This is a genomic window from Sulfurihydrogenibium sp. YO3AOP1 (genome assembly GCF_000020325.1).
Taxonomy (GTDB): Bacteria; Aquificota; Aquificia; order Aquificales; family Hydrogenothermaceae; genus Sulfurihydrogenibium.
Map to the genome: position 1 here is coordinate 827,501 of NC_010730.1, position 14,738 is coordinate 842,238.

Genomic DNA, 14,738 nt, shown 5'->3' on the forward strand with positions numbered 1-14,738 from the left:
AGGACAGTATTTTATTGAAAAAATCAAAGATGAAATACAGTGCTACATAGCAGATGCTACAGGTTTTGCCTATGGAGATATTTATAGCCTTAAATGGAGAAGAGGGATAGAGGTAAAACAGATAAAATCCCATATAAGACTTGAGGTTATTATGGCAGTAGATAACGAAGATAAAGTGGTAATTTTGGGATGTGAAACAGGTAAAGCCTATGCAAGTGAGATAAAGATGTTAAATCAGATATTAGACAAAGTAGATTTTATCAAAGGACTACCTTTTATAGCTGATAAAGGTTATGATTCAATAAGTGTAATACAAAAAATCTTAGACATTGGACTTATTCCTGCTATAAAGATAAAGGAAACATTTAGAATAAAAATAAAGCATCCATTGAGACAGTTATCAAAGGAAAATTGGTTAAAGTATGGAAAGAAAAGATATAGAATAGAATCTTTATTTGGTAATATAAAGAACAAAGCAAATTCAGTGTTTAGAGTTAAAAGAGAAGATATAGCTAAGAAGTTAGCTATTGCTTGGGCTATTCTTTGGAATTTCTACATGATTTTAATTTATGTATTTTTGTTTATCCTATCAGTCTTAATTTTTAGAAGAAGTTTTTTTTGATTTTTGGAACAGGGCTCAGGGGATATAAGTGGTACCTTAAAATTTATATAACTTTCAATTGAAAAAACAACCCATCTCTATTAAGAGATGGAATAGTGTTTATTCAAATAAAAATTTATTTTTAGCTTCTACATTTTCTGGAACGTCTTTTAGAGAAACTTTTATTCTACCTTGGTCATCAATTTCTGAAACTTTAACTTTTAAAACATCTCCTACTTTAACTACATCCTTAGCAGATTTTAATCTTTCTGAAGAGATTTGTGATACATGTAATAATGATAATTTACCAGGCATTAATTCTACAAATGCACCATAATCTTCAACTCTTGTAACTTTACCTAAGTATACTTCTCCAAGCTCTATATCCATTATAAGCTGATTTATCATATCGATAGCTTTTTCTGCAGCTATTTTACTTGTTGCATATATCTTTACTAAACCAGTTGGATCTAAGTCAATCTTAACGCCTGTTTCTTCTATTATCTTCTTAATATTTTTACCTGCTGGACCTATAATCACGCTTATTTTTTCTGGAAGTACTCTAAGAGTTGTTACTGTTGGTGCATATGGAGATAACTCTTTTCGTGGCTCTGGTATAGCTTGATACATAAGGTCAAGTATATAGTTTCTGCCTTCTCTTGCTTGCTCTAATGCTTTCTGTAAAATTTCCCTTGTTAAACCTTTAACTTTAATATCCATTTGTATAGAAGTTACACCATCTCTTGTTCCGGCAACTTTAAAGTCCATATCGCCAAGATGATCTTCATCTCCAAGAATATCAGATAATACTACAAATTTATCTTCACTTTTTATTAAACCCATTGCTATTCCGGCAACATGTTTTTTCATTGGAACGCCAGCATCGAATAATGCCAATGAACCGCCGCAAACTGTTGCCATAGATGTTGAGCCGTTAGATTCTAAAATATCAGATACTACTCTTATAACATATGGAAATTCCTCTTCCGATGGAATTAAAGGTTCCAATGCCCTCTCTGCAAGATTTCCATGACCAATCTCTCTTCTTGATACCGGTCTTGGAGGCTTTGCTTCTCCTGTTGAGAATGGTGGGAAGTTATAATGTAGCATAAATCTTTTTAGAGTCTCACCGGCTTCTATACTCTCTTCTATCTGTCCTTCAGAAGGTGAACCAAGTGTTACAGTTACGAAAGCTTGAGTCTGCCCTCTTGTAAAGATAGCTGAACCATGATTTCTTGGGAAAACTCCAACTTTTATCCAAATAGGTCTAATTTCTTCTGGTTTTCTTCCATCAATTCTTATATTTTCATAAAGTACAAGGTCTCTCATAACATTACTAACAACATCTTTATAGACAAAAGAAGCTTTTTTTACTTTTTCTTCAGGAATTTCTAATGTAGTTTTAATTTCTTCAAAAATAGCATTTATCTGTTTATTTCTTTCTTTTTTATCTGAAATATTAAATGCTTCTTTAATTCTTACATAGGCTAATTCTTTAAATTTCTCTTTCAGTAAAATTTCTTCTTCATCTATTGGTATTTCAATTTTTTCTTTTCCGTATTTTGCCCTAAGCTCTTCTTGTAATTCTATTAATTTTTTAATTTCCTGATGACCAAAAAGCATAGCTTCAAGAATAACCTCTTCTGGAACTTCCTTAGCCCCACCCTCTACCATAACGATGGCGTCTTTAGAACCAGCAACAACAATTTCTAAATCCGATTTTGCTTTTTGTTGATAAGTTGGATTAACTATAAATTGACCATCTACTCTACAAACTCTAACACCAGCAATTGGCCCTTCAAATGGGATGTCTGAGATATGCAAAGCAGCAGAAGCTCCAACTATACCTAAAACATCTGGGTCATACTGATCATCTGCGGATAATGTATAAGCTGTGATGATTACATCATTATAAAAACCTTTTGGGAATAAAGGTCTGATAGGTCTATCTATATTTCTTGCAACTAAAATTTCTCTCTCTGAAGGTTTTCCTTCCCTTTTAACAAATCCACCCGGGATCTTACCATAAGCATAATATTTTTCTCTGTATTCAACCGTTAATGGAAGAAAATCTATATCAGCTTGAGGCTCTTCAGACATAACTGCAGCAACTAAAACTGCTGTATCTCCTTGTCTTACGATTACGGCACCGTTTGCCTGCTTTGCAAAGTATCCTGTTTCTATGCTATATGGTGCTCCGTTGACTACAGTTTCTATTTTAATCTCTTCCATTAATACCCCTATTATTTGCTTTCGTTAGATGTTTCTCTGATGTTTAATGCTTCAATAATTTTTCTATATCTTTCTTCGCTCTCTCTTTTGAGATAGTTTAAAAGCTTTCTTCTTTTGTTAACCATTCCGATAAGACCTCTTCTTGAGTGAAGGTCTTTTTTGTTTGCTTTTATATGCTCTGTAAGATTTCTGATTCTTTCAGTTAAAACAGCAATTTGGACCTCTGGAGAACCAGTATCATTTTCATGTAATGCAAACTTTTTAATAAGCTCTTGCTTTTTCTCAGCAGTAATTGACATTTATACCTCCTATAACTAATTTAAAATTTTTGAATTTATATTATAACATACTTTAGAAAAAGTAGGTCTTAGTTATTAAAGATTATAGTTGATATTTACGTTTGATAAATTTAGATGGTGGGAAAGGAGGGAATCGAACCCTCACGGCCTTTCGGCCAAGGGATTTTAAGTCCCTCGCGTCTGCCAGTTCCGCCACTTTCCCTTTCAAATTGTGGAAATATAATATATCATATTTTTATATCTTATGCAAGTGTTTTTTTACTTGGAGATTGAGATGATAAATTTCAAGCCTATGCAAATACAAAATGAAGTCATAACAATATTAAAAAATCTTGGAAGCTCTATATCTCTAAAAGCTGGTGAAAATGTTAATGCTGAAGTTATTGATGTCCTGCCTTCCGGTGCAGCTGTCCTTAGAATAAAAAACAGTTATATAACAGTCAATACAGAAATTCCTTTAAGCAAAGACAATCAGTTATTACTTAAGGTTCTTCCCCCAAAGGATGACAAACTTCAATTTCAATTAATTTCAGTTTCTGATAAAAAACCTGTTAATGAAGTTTTCTTAAAAGAAATTCCTATAGAGTTAGCATTAAAAAATTTAGATAAACTTCCAGAAAATATCAAATCTCAATTTATTCAAAATTTAATTAACAATATAACAAAGCTTGAAGAGAATAGACTTAATTTACCGGTTAAAGATGTTTATCAAATTGATGAAAAAACAATAAAAGAAGCAATACAAAACTCTGGCAGTTTTTTTGAAAATAAATTGGCTAAATTGATTAATCAAATTGAGAATTTAAAACAGATGGACTTGCAAGCTTATAAAGAAATTTTTGACGGCAAGGAAAATATATTAGAAAATATAGATAAGATGATTTTAGAAAACAATCAGTTAAAAGAATCTTTGGAAAGTATAAAGAAAGATTTACATTCCGGCGTTGAAGTTAAGGATAAAGATATCTTAAAGCAATTGAATTTGCAAACTTTCAAAGATGTATTAGTTGTAAAGGAGCATGTTTTAGAAAAATTAGAAAGACTAATTTCGGAAAGACAACAACTGAAAGAAATTCTAGAAAGTATAAAAAATAGTTTGGGGTCTATCTACCCAGATGCAAAAATTAACATAAAAGATGAAAATGTAAACAGCTTGATAAAAAGTTATCAACAACTAAGTTTATTATCTGATAGCATTTTTGGAGTTTTCCCTTTTGTGTTAAATGGTATTAAAATTTCTAAGTACGAGATTAAAAAGAAATTCAATGAAAATGGAAATATAATTTATTTTAAAGGTGATATAGAATTTAACGATGATACTTTTGTATCCTATATAATTGCTAAGTTTTACGACGGTTATTATATTACGATTAAGAGCAATGATAAAAATCTTGTTGAAAATCTAAAAGAACTTAAAAAAATAGCTATAGAAAGGTTAAAGGATAGCAATATAAACGTGGTGAGTTTTGATGTCTATGGATGAGAAAAAAGCAGTAGCTTTGAGATATGAAAGGTATAGAGATTCTGCTCCAAAGGTTGTAGCTAAAGGTAAAGGTATAATTGCAGAAAGAATTATAGAGGTAGCAAAACAACACGGAGTTTATCTCAAAGAAGACCCGACGTTGGTTGAGGTTTTGTCGGGTCTTGAACTTTATGAAGAAATTCCTGAAGAACTTTATAAAGTAATTGCTGAAATTTTTGTATTAATCTACCAAGCTAAACAGAAACGTTAAACTCTCTCAACGCATCGTTTAAAGAAGTTTTTTTATCTGTTGACTCTTTTCTTTTTCCGATAATTAAAGCACATTGTACGCCATACTCACCAGCCGGGAATTTCTTCGTGATTGTTCCTGGCACTACAACGCTTCTTGCAGGAACTCTTCCTCTGTACTCTACAGGTTCATCACCAGAAACGTCTATAATTCTTGTAGAAGCTGTTATTACAACGTTAGCTCCTAAAACAGCCTCTTCTTCTACTATTACACCTTCTACGATAATACATCTGGAACCTATAAAGCAGTTATCTTCTATTATTACAGGTCTTGCTGAAGGTGGTTCTAAGACTCCACCTAAACCTACTCCACCTGAAAGGTGAACGTTTTTTCCAACTTGGGCACAAGAACCAACCGTTGCCCATGTATCAACCATTGTTCCGCTTCCAACGTAAGCACCAATATTTACATAAGATGGCATAAGAATCGCTCCCGGCTCTATATAACTTCCATATCTTGCTGTTGCTGGCGGAACAACTCTAACGCCTCTTTCTTTATAATTTTTCTTTAAAGGAATTTTATCGTAATATTCAAAAGGTCCAACTTCCATAACCTGCATCTCTTGAATAGGAAAGTATAATAAAATAGCTTGCTTTATCCATTCATTGACTATCCATTCGCCATTTATCTTCTCTGCTACTCTTATTTTTCCATTGTCTAATAAGTCAATGGTTTCTCTTACTGCTTCTTTGTATTTATTTTCTTTTAAAAACTCTCTGTTTTCCCATGCTTCTAAAATAAGTTTTTTAAGTTCTTCCATCTAAACCTCCTGTAATTAAATATTGGAGTTTATTATATCAAAAATATACTATAGAGACTGTTTCAAAAATCAATGTTGTCATTCCACACAGTCGGCGAAGAGTCTTTTATTTTTAATCTCACAACTTTTATTGAATTTATTACCAGACGTATTAAAGACTATAAATCATACTTTTTGTAAAAGAATTTTTTACCTATTTCTACAGTCAGTATATAAAGAATTATCACAATTATCACAAATAAATAAAGACTTAAAGTTAAAGGCTGCAGTTCTAATAATTTTCCAATTGGAGTAAATGGAATTATAAATCCGGATATAAATATTGAACTTACAGTTAAGATTAAAAAGTTAGATGGTCTGCTTTTTAGGAAAAATTCTCTTGTTCTTAAAACTAATAAAATGGCTACTTCTGTCAATAGACCTTCAAGAAACCAAGCAGAACGGAAAAGTTCTTGGCTTGCATTAAATACATATATCAGAGAGAAGTACGTTACAAAATCATAAACAGAGCTTATTAATCCAAAGACTATCATAAATCTTTTTATAAACTCAATATTCCATTTTTTTGGAGTCTTGATCCAATCTTTGTCTACGTTGTCTGTTGGAATTGACATTACAGCAACATCTGACATTAAATTTTGAGATAAAACTTGTTTTGGTAGCATTGGCAAGAAAGGAATTATAAAAGATGCACCTGTCATAGAAAATACATTTCCAAAATTAGAGCTTACTTGCATAAAAAGATATTTCATAGTATTTAAGAATGTTTTTCTTCCTTCAACGACTGCGTCAATTATAGTTTGTAAGTCTGCTTTTAATAAAACTATATCTGCTGTTTCTTTCGCTATGTCTACTGCGTTATCGACAGAGATTGCAACATCTGCCTCTCTCATAGCTGCAATATCGTTTATTCCATCACCCATATATCCTACCACATAGCCGGCGTCTTTTAAGGCACTAACTACCAAATCTTTTTGAAGTGGTGTAAGCTCTGCAAACACAAAAGTATCTTTAACCTTATTAATAAGAGCATCTTCCGATAGATGTCTTATATCTTCACCGCTTAGCACCTTTCCATCAAGTCCCAAGCTTTGAGCTATATGCTGAGCAACCAACTTGTTATCTCCTGTAATTATCCTAAGTTCTATTCCTAAATCTTTTAGCTTGTTGACTAAATCTTTTGCATCAGGTTTGAGTGGGTCGTGAAGTATAACAAAGCCGATAAAAATCTCACCAGACTCGTCGTTAAAATCTATTCTTTCCTTGTCTATGTATTTATAAGAAACAGCAATAAGTTTATAGCCTTGACTACTATACAAAGTATAAAGTTTTTCAATATCTTGAATTATATCTTTTAAATCTAAAATCTTTCCATCTATCTCGGCATATGTGCAAACTTCTATGATGTGAGAATATGCACCTTTTGTTATTAAAATGTTTTTGTCATCTTTTTTTACTAAGATAGACAATCTTTTTCGGTTAAAATCATAAGGAATTTCATCTAACTTTTTATAATCTGAAATATCTAAATCTTTATGACTTTCTTTTATAGCATCGTCAATTGGATTTTTATAACCTGTTTGTAGACATGAGTTAACACATGAAAAAATTGCAACCTTATTATCATCTTGATCTTTTATATTTTTGAATGCGAAAATTTTCATTTTTCCTTCTGTTAAAGTTCCGGTTTTATCACAGCAAAAAACATTCATACTTCCAAAGTTTTCTATCGATGCTAATCTTTTAACTATCGCACCTTTATTAGCCATAAATCTTGCACCATAAGACAATCCAACGCTAACAACAGCAGGCAAAAGAACAGGAGTTATACCAATTCCAAGGGAAAGTGCAAATAATAGAGAATCTATAACACCTCTGTGATAGTAAGTATTTACAGCAAAAACAACGATAATTAAAATCGTTGCAACTTGTAATAGTGTATATCCAAATCTTCTTAAGCCTCTTTCAAAATCTGTTTCTGCTTTACCAAGTCTTAATTTATCAGCAATTTTTCCGTATTCTGTATCTTTGGCTGTTTTGACAGTCTTCATAATTCCAAAACCGCTAACAACATGAGTTCCCATAAATACATTATCGTTGGCGAATTTTTCAACCGGATATGGCTCTCCTGTAAGAAGAGATTCATTGATAAAAATGTCTTTTGCTTCTAATAAAACTCCGTCAGCCGGCACCATATCACCAGCTCTTAAAACAATAATATCATCTGGCACAACATACTCAATAGGTATTTCTGTCTCTTTCCCATCTCTAATTACATTAACATATGTCTTAATCATAGAAAGAAGCTTTTCAACTGTTCTATGTGCGCCTCTTTCCTGCCAAAAATCTAATATGCTACCAAGCAAAACAATCGTTATGATAACTAAAGCATCTATTGTTTCTCCTAAAATGGCTGAAAGTATGGCGGTAAACAAAAGTAATAAGATGTATGGACTTTTAAATTGATTTAAGAATAATTCTAAATCTGTAAATCTTTTTTCTTTACCAACTTTATTTAAACCATATTTTTTAAGTCTTTCTTCAGCTTCTTTAGAAGACAGTCCTATTATTTTTTGAGTGTTAGCTTTCATAATGTTTTCCGGATTTTTTATATTTTGATTGGTTATTATATCAGAAGAATTTTTAGATTAGGTTAAAGTGGGGACAAGAACACAAACTAATCAAATTTTAACTTTTACAGTTTTATTTTCATAGTTTCTAAAAACTATATAATCCTCATTTTTTTCAATTATATAATTTGGAAGGACAGGGACTTTACCAAGTCCACCTAAAAGGTCAACGGCAAAGGTTGGTATTCCAAGTCCTGACAATCTTCCTCTTAAATACTCCATGATTTCTAAACCGACTTCTAACGGTGTTCTAAAATGATACACTCCTTTCGTTGGGTCGCATTGAAAAAGATAGTATGGTTTTATTTTTGCTTTAAGTAAATCTCTCATAAGATTTTCTATTGTTTCTTTACTATCGTTGATTCCTTTTAGTAAAACGGTTTGATTTAAAACAGGTGTTCCTGTTGATAGAATGTTTTTTACAGCTTTCTTTGTTTCTGATGTTATTTCATTTGGATGATTAAAATGTGTAATAAGCCAAACTTTATCGTATTTTTCAAATAGTTGTAATAGTTTTTCATCGTAGAATCTGTAAGGATTTGCAACAAGCTCTCTGCTTCCGATTCTTATAACATCAATATGTGATATCTCATAAAGATTTTTGAGAATATATTCTATCTTTTTATTTGGGAGGGTTAGGGGGTCTCCGCCGGATATCAAGACTTCTTTTATAGATTTATTATTTCTTATGTATTCAAACATAGCATCATATTCTTCTTTTGTCCTTGCTCTTTCATCTTCTAAGAACATTCTCTTTCTCATACAGTGTCTGCAGTAAACACTACAAAAGTTTGTAGCTCTAAATAAAACTCTGTCAGGGTATCTATGGGTTAAACCGGGTACAGGAGATTTAACATCTTCTAAAAATGGGTCTAAAAAAGCTCCTTCTTGATATTTTTCATCTATCTCTTTTATGTCCGGTAGAATTTGCTTTAATATTGGGTCATTCTCATCATTTGGATTGATTAGTGATATATAGTAAGGAGTGGTTCCAAAATGAAATATTTCAGATATTTTCAAGAAATCTTCTTCGTTTTTAATCGGTATTATTTGTTTTAACTCATTTAAAGAAGTAGTTCTATTAGCTATTTGCCACTTCCAGTCTTGCCACTGCTCCTTTGAGATATCTTTATAAAGATGTATCTTTTGCCAGAAATTTTCTTCTAAATTTTGCAACTTTGCTCCGTTTTAAGAGGTATTTATAAAAAGTTTATTTTATCATAGGTTAGATAATAGAGTGTATAGTCTTAGTCCTTGATTTTATTTACACATTAGTATTTACACATTAGTTGAGAGTGCTTTAAAATTTTAACCAAGTCTAAAATTAATTAACCTTTCGATGTCATTCTCCAGTCCTTCGAAGAATCTCCGTCTTTATGACTCTAAAGCGTCATTCTGAGGGTAAGCGAAGAATCTCCGCCCTTTCTTGCCCATTACCTCTCACTTATTCACTTACTCACCTTTTTTAAGAGAGAAGATCCTTCGGACATACGTCCTCAGGATGACGAGCAAAGGTAAAGTTATATTTACATATACATTCTACAACTTACAAAAATTTTAGAACAGCCTCATACATTAGTCTGAAGAATCTTAGTTTTTTTGATAAAATAAAAAAATTGGTTAAACTGTCAAACAATAGGAGTTTTATAAATGAATGTTTTGCTTATAGGTGATGTAATCGGTAGAACTGGCAGGAGGGCTGTTAAGTCAGTCCTTCCTAATTTGATTGAAGAACTAAACATTGACTTTGTTGTTTTAAATGGTGAAAATTTAGCGCATGGAAACGGCATCACAAAATCAGTTTTTCAAGAAATGATAGAAGTAAAGGTTGATGTTATCACATCAGGAAATCATACCTTTGATAAAAAGGAAGTTTTTGAAATCATTGATGATGAAAGACTTTTAAGACCTGCAAATTTACCGCCATCTGCACCGGGAAAAGGATTTAATGTATATGAAAAAAATGGCTATAAAGTGGCTGTTATAAACCTAATGGGTAGAGCTTTTATGGGAATGGTCTTAGATTGTCCGTTTAGAAAGTTTGATGAAATTTATGAGATTATCAAAGATAAGGTAGATTACATTATCGTAGATTTTCATGCTGAAGCAACATCAGAAAAACAAGCATTTGGCTATTATGTAGATTCAAGAGCTGATATAGTTTTTGGAACCCATACCCATGTACCAACAGCAGATGAAAGATTTTTACCCGGTGGTACCGCTTTTATATCAGATGTAGGAATGACGGGAGCTTTAGACTCTGTTATTGGCGTTAAGAAAGATGAAATCATAAAAAAATTTATCTCAGGAATTCCACAAAAGTATGAACCTGCTGAAGGTCAGTTTATTTTTAATGCACTTTATGTTAATCTTAAAGACAGGAATTTAAAAAGAATGCAGATAAAGGAAGAGGTCGGGAAAGAAGGTAAGGGGTGAAGAATTGAGAATAAAAATAAAGGTGAGAGCATGAATTATAAAAACTTTTTAGATTTACAACTTTCAGAAATAGGAATTGGAACATATTTAGGAAATCCTGACCCGATAACCAATGAAAGCTACAAAAATACCATCAAAAAAGGGATAGAGCTTGGCATAAATGTTGTAGACACTGCTATAAATTATAGAGATATGGAAAGTGAAAGGGTGATCTCAGAGGTATTGCAGGAAGTAGACAGAAGTAAAGTCATAATCTCTACAAAAGGCGGATACTTTCCACGAGACAACAAGCTTAAAATTGACAATATTACAAAATACTTAAAGGAAGAATTTATAGACAAAGGCATTATTACAAAAGATGATATCACACCATATGGCAATATACTTACTCCAAAATATATAGATTGGTCGTTTGAAAAAAGCTTAGAAAACCTAAAAACAAGCTATATTGACGTTTATTTTCTTCACAACCCAGAAGACCAGCTCCAAATTGTTTCAAAAGAAAAGTTCTATCAAAAAATATGGACAGTTTTTAGATTGTTAGAAGGAAAAGTTAAAGAAGGTAAGTTAAGATATTACGGTCTTGCAACATGGAACGGCTTTAGAGTAGAAGAAAACCATCCACAGCATCTAAATCTGTATGAAATTTTCAAGATAGCAAGAGAAGTTGGCGGAGAAAACCATCATTTTAGATTTATTCAGCTACCATATAATATTGCAATGCTTGAAGCGTTTAAACCAAAAAATCAGCCTTACGAAGGAAAATATTACTCAACCTTAGAACTTGCCAAAAAGCTTGGAATTTACACATACATTAGTGCTCCTTTACTTCAAAAAAGGGTTTTAAGAAACTTCCCGGAAAATGTAAAAGAGATGTTTAAAGTAAAAAAGGATGTTCATATTCCTATTCAATTTGTAAGAAGTACCCCATACGTTGGAACTGTTTTAATTGGTATGAGTAAAGTAGAGCATCTATTGGAAAATATAGAGATAGAAAATTATCCAAAGCTTGAAGAAAGCGAAATTTTAAATATTATCGAGAAGTGAGACGTAAGACGTGAAACGTGAGATGTGAGACGTGATATAAATATTGAGAGTGTTCCAAATTTTAACTAAGTTTAAAAATTAAGTCGTCATTCTGAGCGTAAGCGAAGAATCTCCTGTTTTTCTTTTCAATTCAAAAAATCAAAAGAGGAGATCCTTCGGACGAAAGTCCTTAGGATGACAAGAAAAGGCAAACTTACAAAAATTTTAGAACACTCTTTATAAATGCTTAATATCTTAACCTTTTACTCTTACTTCTCACCTTTCTATGATATACTAAAATTTAATGAAAATTTTAATAAAGGAGCAAAGATGAAGAGCAAGATTTCACTCGCAGTAGGAGTAATGTTAATTTTTATCGCCGGCATGAGTTTTGGACTAAACTCAAAAAACCAACCTAAAACAGACTACTCAGATGAAGTTCAAATAATAAGAACCTATACAGATGTATTAAAAATCGTTGAAGATAATTATGTAGAACAGCCAAAATCAAAGGATTTATTGTATGGCTCATTAAGAGGTATGTTGTCATCCTTAGACCCGTACTCAACCTTCTTCACACCAGAAGAGTTTAAAGAGTTTACATCAGAGACTCAAGGAGAGTTTGGCGGTCTTGGTATAGAAATAACAATGGAAAATAATAAACTTATCGTTGTTTCTCCTATAGAAGACACTCCTGCATACAAAGCTGGAATAAAGCCCGGAGACTGGATAATAGAAATTGACGGCGAGCCTACAGATAAAATGACGATGTTTCAAGCAGTCAAAAAAATGAGAGGACAGCCTGGAACAAAAGTTACATTGACTATTTTCAGAAAAGGAGTAGATAAGCCTTTTAAAGTTGAAATAGTAAGAGATATAATCAAAGTAAAAAGCGTTAAAACAAAAGAGCTTGAAAGTGGAAAGATTGGCTATATTAGATTAACCCAATTTCAAGAAAACTCAGCTGATGAGTTTGAAAAAGCCTTAAAGCAATTTAAAAACAAAGAAGGCATAATAATAGACTTAAGAAATAATCCCGGTGGTTTATTGACATCTGCTGTTTCTATAGCAAGCATGCTTATTCCAAAAGGCAAACTTATCGTATACACACAAGGAAGAGACCCTAAGAATAAAGAAGAGTTTTACTCAGAATCAGACCCAATAATTCCAAAAGACGTTCCTATTGCTATCCTTGTTAATAAAGGTTCTGCTTCTGCTTCAGAAATCTTGACAGGTGCATTAAAAGACCATAAAAGAGCTATAATCGTAGGAGATACAACCTTTGGAAAAGCTTCAGTTCAAACATTAATACCTTTACAAGATGGTTCTGGTATAAAGCTTACCGTTGCTCACTATTACACACCTAATGGAAATCTAATAATGAACAAAGGAATTACTCCGGATATTATTGTTAAAATGACGGAAGAAGAAGAGATGGCAAAAGCTAAAGCAGAAAGAGAAGCAAAAATAAATGGAAAAGATGAGACAGAAGTAAAAGACCCACAATTGGAAGCTGCAGTTAATGCAATTAAAATTCTAAACTTTGCTAAAAAAATGAATTAATATGGTAGTTCTTGGAATAGAAACATCCTGTGATGATACTTCAATAGCGGTATACGACAGTGAAAAAGGTATACCGTCTAATGTTGTAACGTCACAACTTATTCATGCTCAATTTGGCGGTGTTTATCCAGAAATCGCAGCAAGGGAACATACAAAAAACTTTTTACCAGTATTAGATAAAGCCCTAAGAGATGCAAGTATAACCTTATCCGATATAGATGCTATCGCTACCACTTTTATGCCCGGTCTTATAGTTTCTCTTGTTGCAGGTGTTTCCGGTGCAAAAACTTTGTCTTTTTCTTTAAAAAAACCATTAATCCCGGTTCATCATATAGAAGCTCATATATTTGCAAACTTTATAACAAAAGAAATTGAATATCCGTTTTTAGCTCTCGTAGTTTCTGGTGGTCATACGGAACTAATTTTAGTTAAAGAATTTGAAGATTATATCTATCTTGGCGGAACCTTAGATGACGCAGTCGGTGAAGTCTATGATAAAGTAGCAAGGGCTTTAGGTCTTGGATTTCCCGGCGGTCCATTAATTGATAAGTTAGCAAAAGAAGGAAAGGAAGCCATAAAATTTCCAAGACCTTTATTAAATGATGAAGAAAATAAGTATAATTTTTCTTTTAGCGGATTAAAATCTGCTGTGATTAGAGAGATTAATAAAGGTATCTATAAAAAAGAAGATATCACAAAATCTTTTCAAAATGCTGTTGTTGATGTTTTAGTCAAGAAAACAGTTTTAGCATGTAAAGAGTTTGGAATAAATAGAGTTGTTGTGGCTGGAGGTGTATCTGCAAACTCTCAGTTAAGAGAAGAATTTTTAAATATCAAAGATTTAGAAGTTCATTTTCCGCCTATGCACCTATGCACTGACAATGGAGCAATGGTGGCATACACTGGATACAAAAGGTTTAAAGAAAAAGGTATATCAGTATCTCTTGATTTTGAGGCAAAGGCAAGATGCAGAATAGATAAATTCCCGCAATTACTTAGAAGCTTTCATGCCTAAGATTCCTGCAAAAATAACCACTGCAAAAAAGACAAACATAACTGCTAATATAAGTTCCATTCAAATCATCTCCGATATTTTTGTTTTATCTAAATTATAACAAATTCTTATAAAATGATGAGAAGTATGTGAGCTTTGTTGACTATCTTTAAATTCAATTTCAATTTTTGCTGAGGGTGCTGCAAAAAATTTTTGATAAAGATATTATCTTGCCTGTCATTCTGCAGCCGGCGAAGAATCTCCGTTCTTTTACCTCTCACTTACTCACTTTCTTTAAAATGAGGAGATCCTTCGGACTAAAGTCTTCAAGATGACGAGCAAAGGTAAAGTTATATTTACATATACATTTTACAGCTTACAAAAATTTTAGAACACTCTTCCTAATAAATTGCCAAATTAATTTT

The 14,738-nt window shown here is 32.2% G+C and carries 12 protein-coding genes and 1 tRNA gene (1 of these 13 cut by a window edge); 7 read left to right on the forward strand and 6 right to left on the reverse strand.

The genetic code is table 11. The features are described from left to right. Window positions 1-622 carry the 3' portion of an IS5-like element ISSulsp1 family transposase gene (locus SYO3AOP1_RS04095; protein WP_012459499.1) on the forward strand. The gene continues 287 nt to the left of window position 1, outside the view, so only the last 622 of its 909 coding nucleotides appear in the window; the start codon falls outside the window, past its left edge; the stop codon is at window positions 620-622. Window positions 623-721: 99 nt separating this feature from the next. Here the strand turns inward: SYO3AOP1_RS04095 and SYO3AOP1_RS04100 are convergent, their stop codons facing one another. The 3 genes from SYO3AOP1_RS04100 to SYO3AOP1_RS04110 form a co-directional block, all read right to left on the reverse strand. Beyond that, window positions 722-2,833, reverse strand: a complete 2,112-nt coding sequence (locus SYO3AOP1_RS04100; protein ID WP_012459500.1) for a polyribonucleotide nucleotidyltransferase — start codon at window positions 2,831-2,833, stop codon at window positions 722-724. 11 nt (window positions 2,834-2,844) lie between these two features. After that, entirely contained in the window at window positions 2,845-3,132 is a 288-nt protein-coding gene (gene rpsO / locus SYO3AOP1_RS04105; RefSeq protein WP_012459501.1) for a 30S ribosomal protein S15, read from the reverse strand. Window positions 3,133-3,247: 115 nt separating this feature from the next. After that, window positions 3,248-3,334 (reverse strand) — tRNA-Leu (locus SYO3AOP1_RS04110). A gap of 72 nt (window positions 3,335-3,406) precedes the next feature. Here SYO3AOP1_RS04110 and SYO3AOP1_RS04115 point away from each other — a divergent pair. Next, window positions 3,407-4,615: a hypothetical protein gene (locus SYO3AOP1_RS04115; RefSeq protein ID WP_012459502.1), complete on the forward strand. Its 1,209-nt coding sequence runs from the start codon at window positions 3,407-3,409 to the stop codon at window positions 4,613-4,615. Then, window positions 4,608-4,865 carry an EscU/YscU/HrcU family type III secretion system export apparatus switch protein gene (locus SYO3AOP1_RS04120; protein WP_281340796.1) on the forward strand — a complete coding sequence of 86 codons (258 nt, stop codon included), beginning with the start codon at window positions 4,608-4,610 and terminating at the stop codon, window positions 4,863-4,865. The genes SYO3AOP1_RS04115 and SYO3AOP1_RS04120 overlap by 8 nt, the downstream gene beginning before the upstream one ends. Here SYO3AOP1_RS04120 and SYO3AOP1_RS04125 read toward each other — a convergent pair. The 3 genes from SYO3AOP1_RS04125 to SYO3AOP1_RS04135 all read right to left on the reverse strand — a co-directional run bounded on the left by SYO3AOP1_RS04125 (window position 4,849) and on the right by SYO3AOP1_RS04135 (window position 9,470). Continuing rightward, window positions 4,849-5,664, reverse strand: coding sequence for a 2,3,4,5-tetrahydropyridine-2,6-dicarboxylate N-succinyltransferase (locus tag SYO3AOP1_RS04125; protein WP_012459504.1), 816 nt, complete (start codon window positions 5,662-5,664; stop codon window positions 4,849-4,851). The two genes, SYO3AOP1_RS04120 and SYO3AOP1_RS04125, sit on opposite strands and share 17 nt — an antisense overlap. A gap of 158 nt (window positions 5,665-5,822) precedes the next feature. Continuing rightward, window positions 5,823-8,294: a magnesium-translocating P-type ATPase gene (gene mgtA / locus SYO3AOP1_RS04130; protein ID WP_343122256.1), complete on the reverse strand. Its 2,472-nt coding sequence runs from the start codon at window positions 8,292-8,294 to the stop codon at window positions 5,823-5,825. Window positions 8,295-8,345: 51 nt separating this feature from the next. Then, complete coding sequence (locus tag SYO3AOP1_RS04135; RefSeq protein WP_012459506.1) at window positions 8,346-9,470, reverse strand: KamA family radical SAM protein; 1,125 nt, start codon at window positions 9,468-9,470, stop codon at window positions 8,346-8,348. 474 nt (window positions 9,471-9,944) lie between these two features. Here SYO3AOP1_RS04135 and SYO3AOP1_RS04140 point away from each other — a divergent pair, with 474 nt between their 5' ends. The 4 genes from SYO3AOP1_RS04140 to tsaD all read left to right on the forward strand — a co-directional run bounded on the left by SYO3AOP1_RS04140 (window position 9,945) and on the right by tsaD (window position 14,334). Beyond that, window positions 9,945-10,730, forward strand: coding sequence for a TIGR00282 family metallophosphoesterase (locus tag SYO3AOP1_RS04140; protein WP_012459507.1), 786 nt, complete (start codon window positions 9,945-9,947; stop codon window positions 10,728-10,730). Window positions 10,731-10,760: 30 nt separating this feature from the next. Next, a complete protein-coding gene (locus SYO3AOP1_RS04145) occupies window positions 10,761-11,777 on the forward strand; it encodes an aldo/keto reductase (RefSeq protein WP_012459508.1) in 1,017 nt (338 codons plus the stop codon). A gap of 309 nt (window positions 11,778-12,086) precedes the next feature. After that, window positions 12,087-13,319, forward strand: coding sequence for a S41 family peptidase (locus tag SYO3AOP1_RS04150; RefSeq protein WP_012459509.1), 1,233 nt, complete (start codon window positions 12,087-12,089; stop codon window positions 13,317-13,319). 1 nt (window position 13,320) lies between these two features. Continuing rightward, a complete protein-coding gene (gene tsaD, locus SYO3AOP1_RS04155) occupies window positions 13,321-14,334 on the forward strand; it encodes a tRNA (adenosine(37)-N6)-threonylcarbamoyltransferase complex transferase subunit TsaD (RefSeq protein ID WP_012459510.1) in 1,014 nt (337 codons plus the stop codon). The last annotated feature ends 404 nt before the right edge of the window (window positions 14,335-14,738 follow it).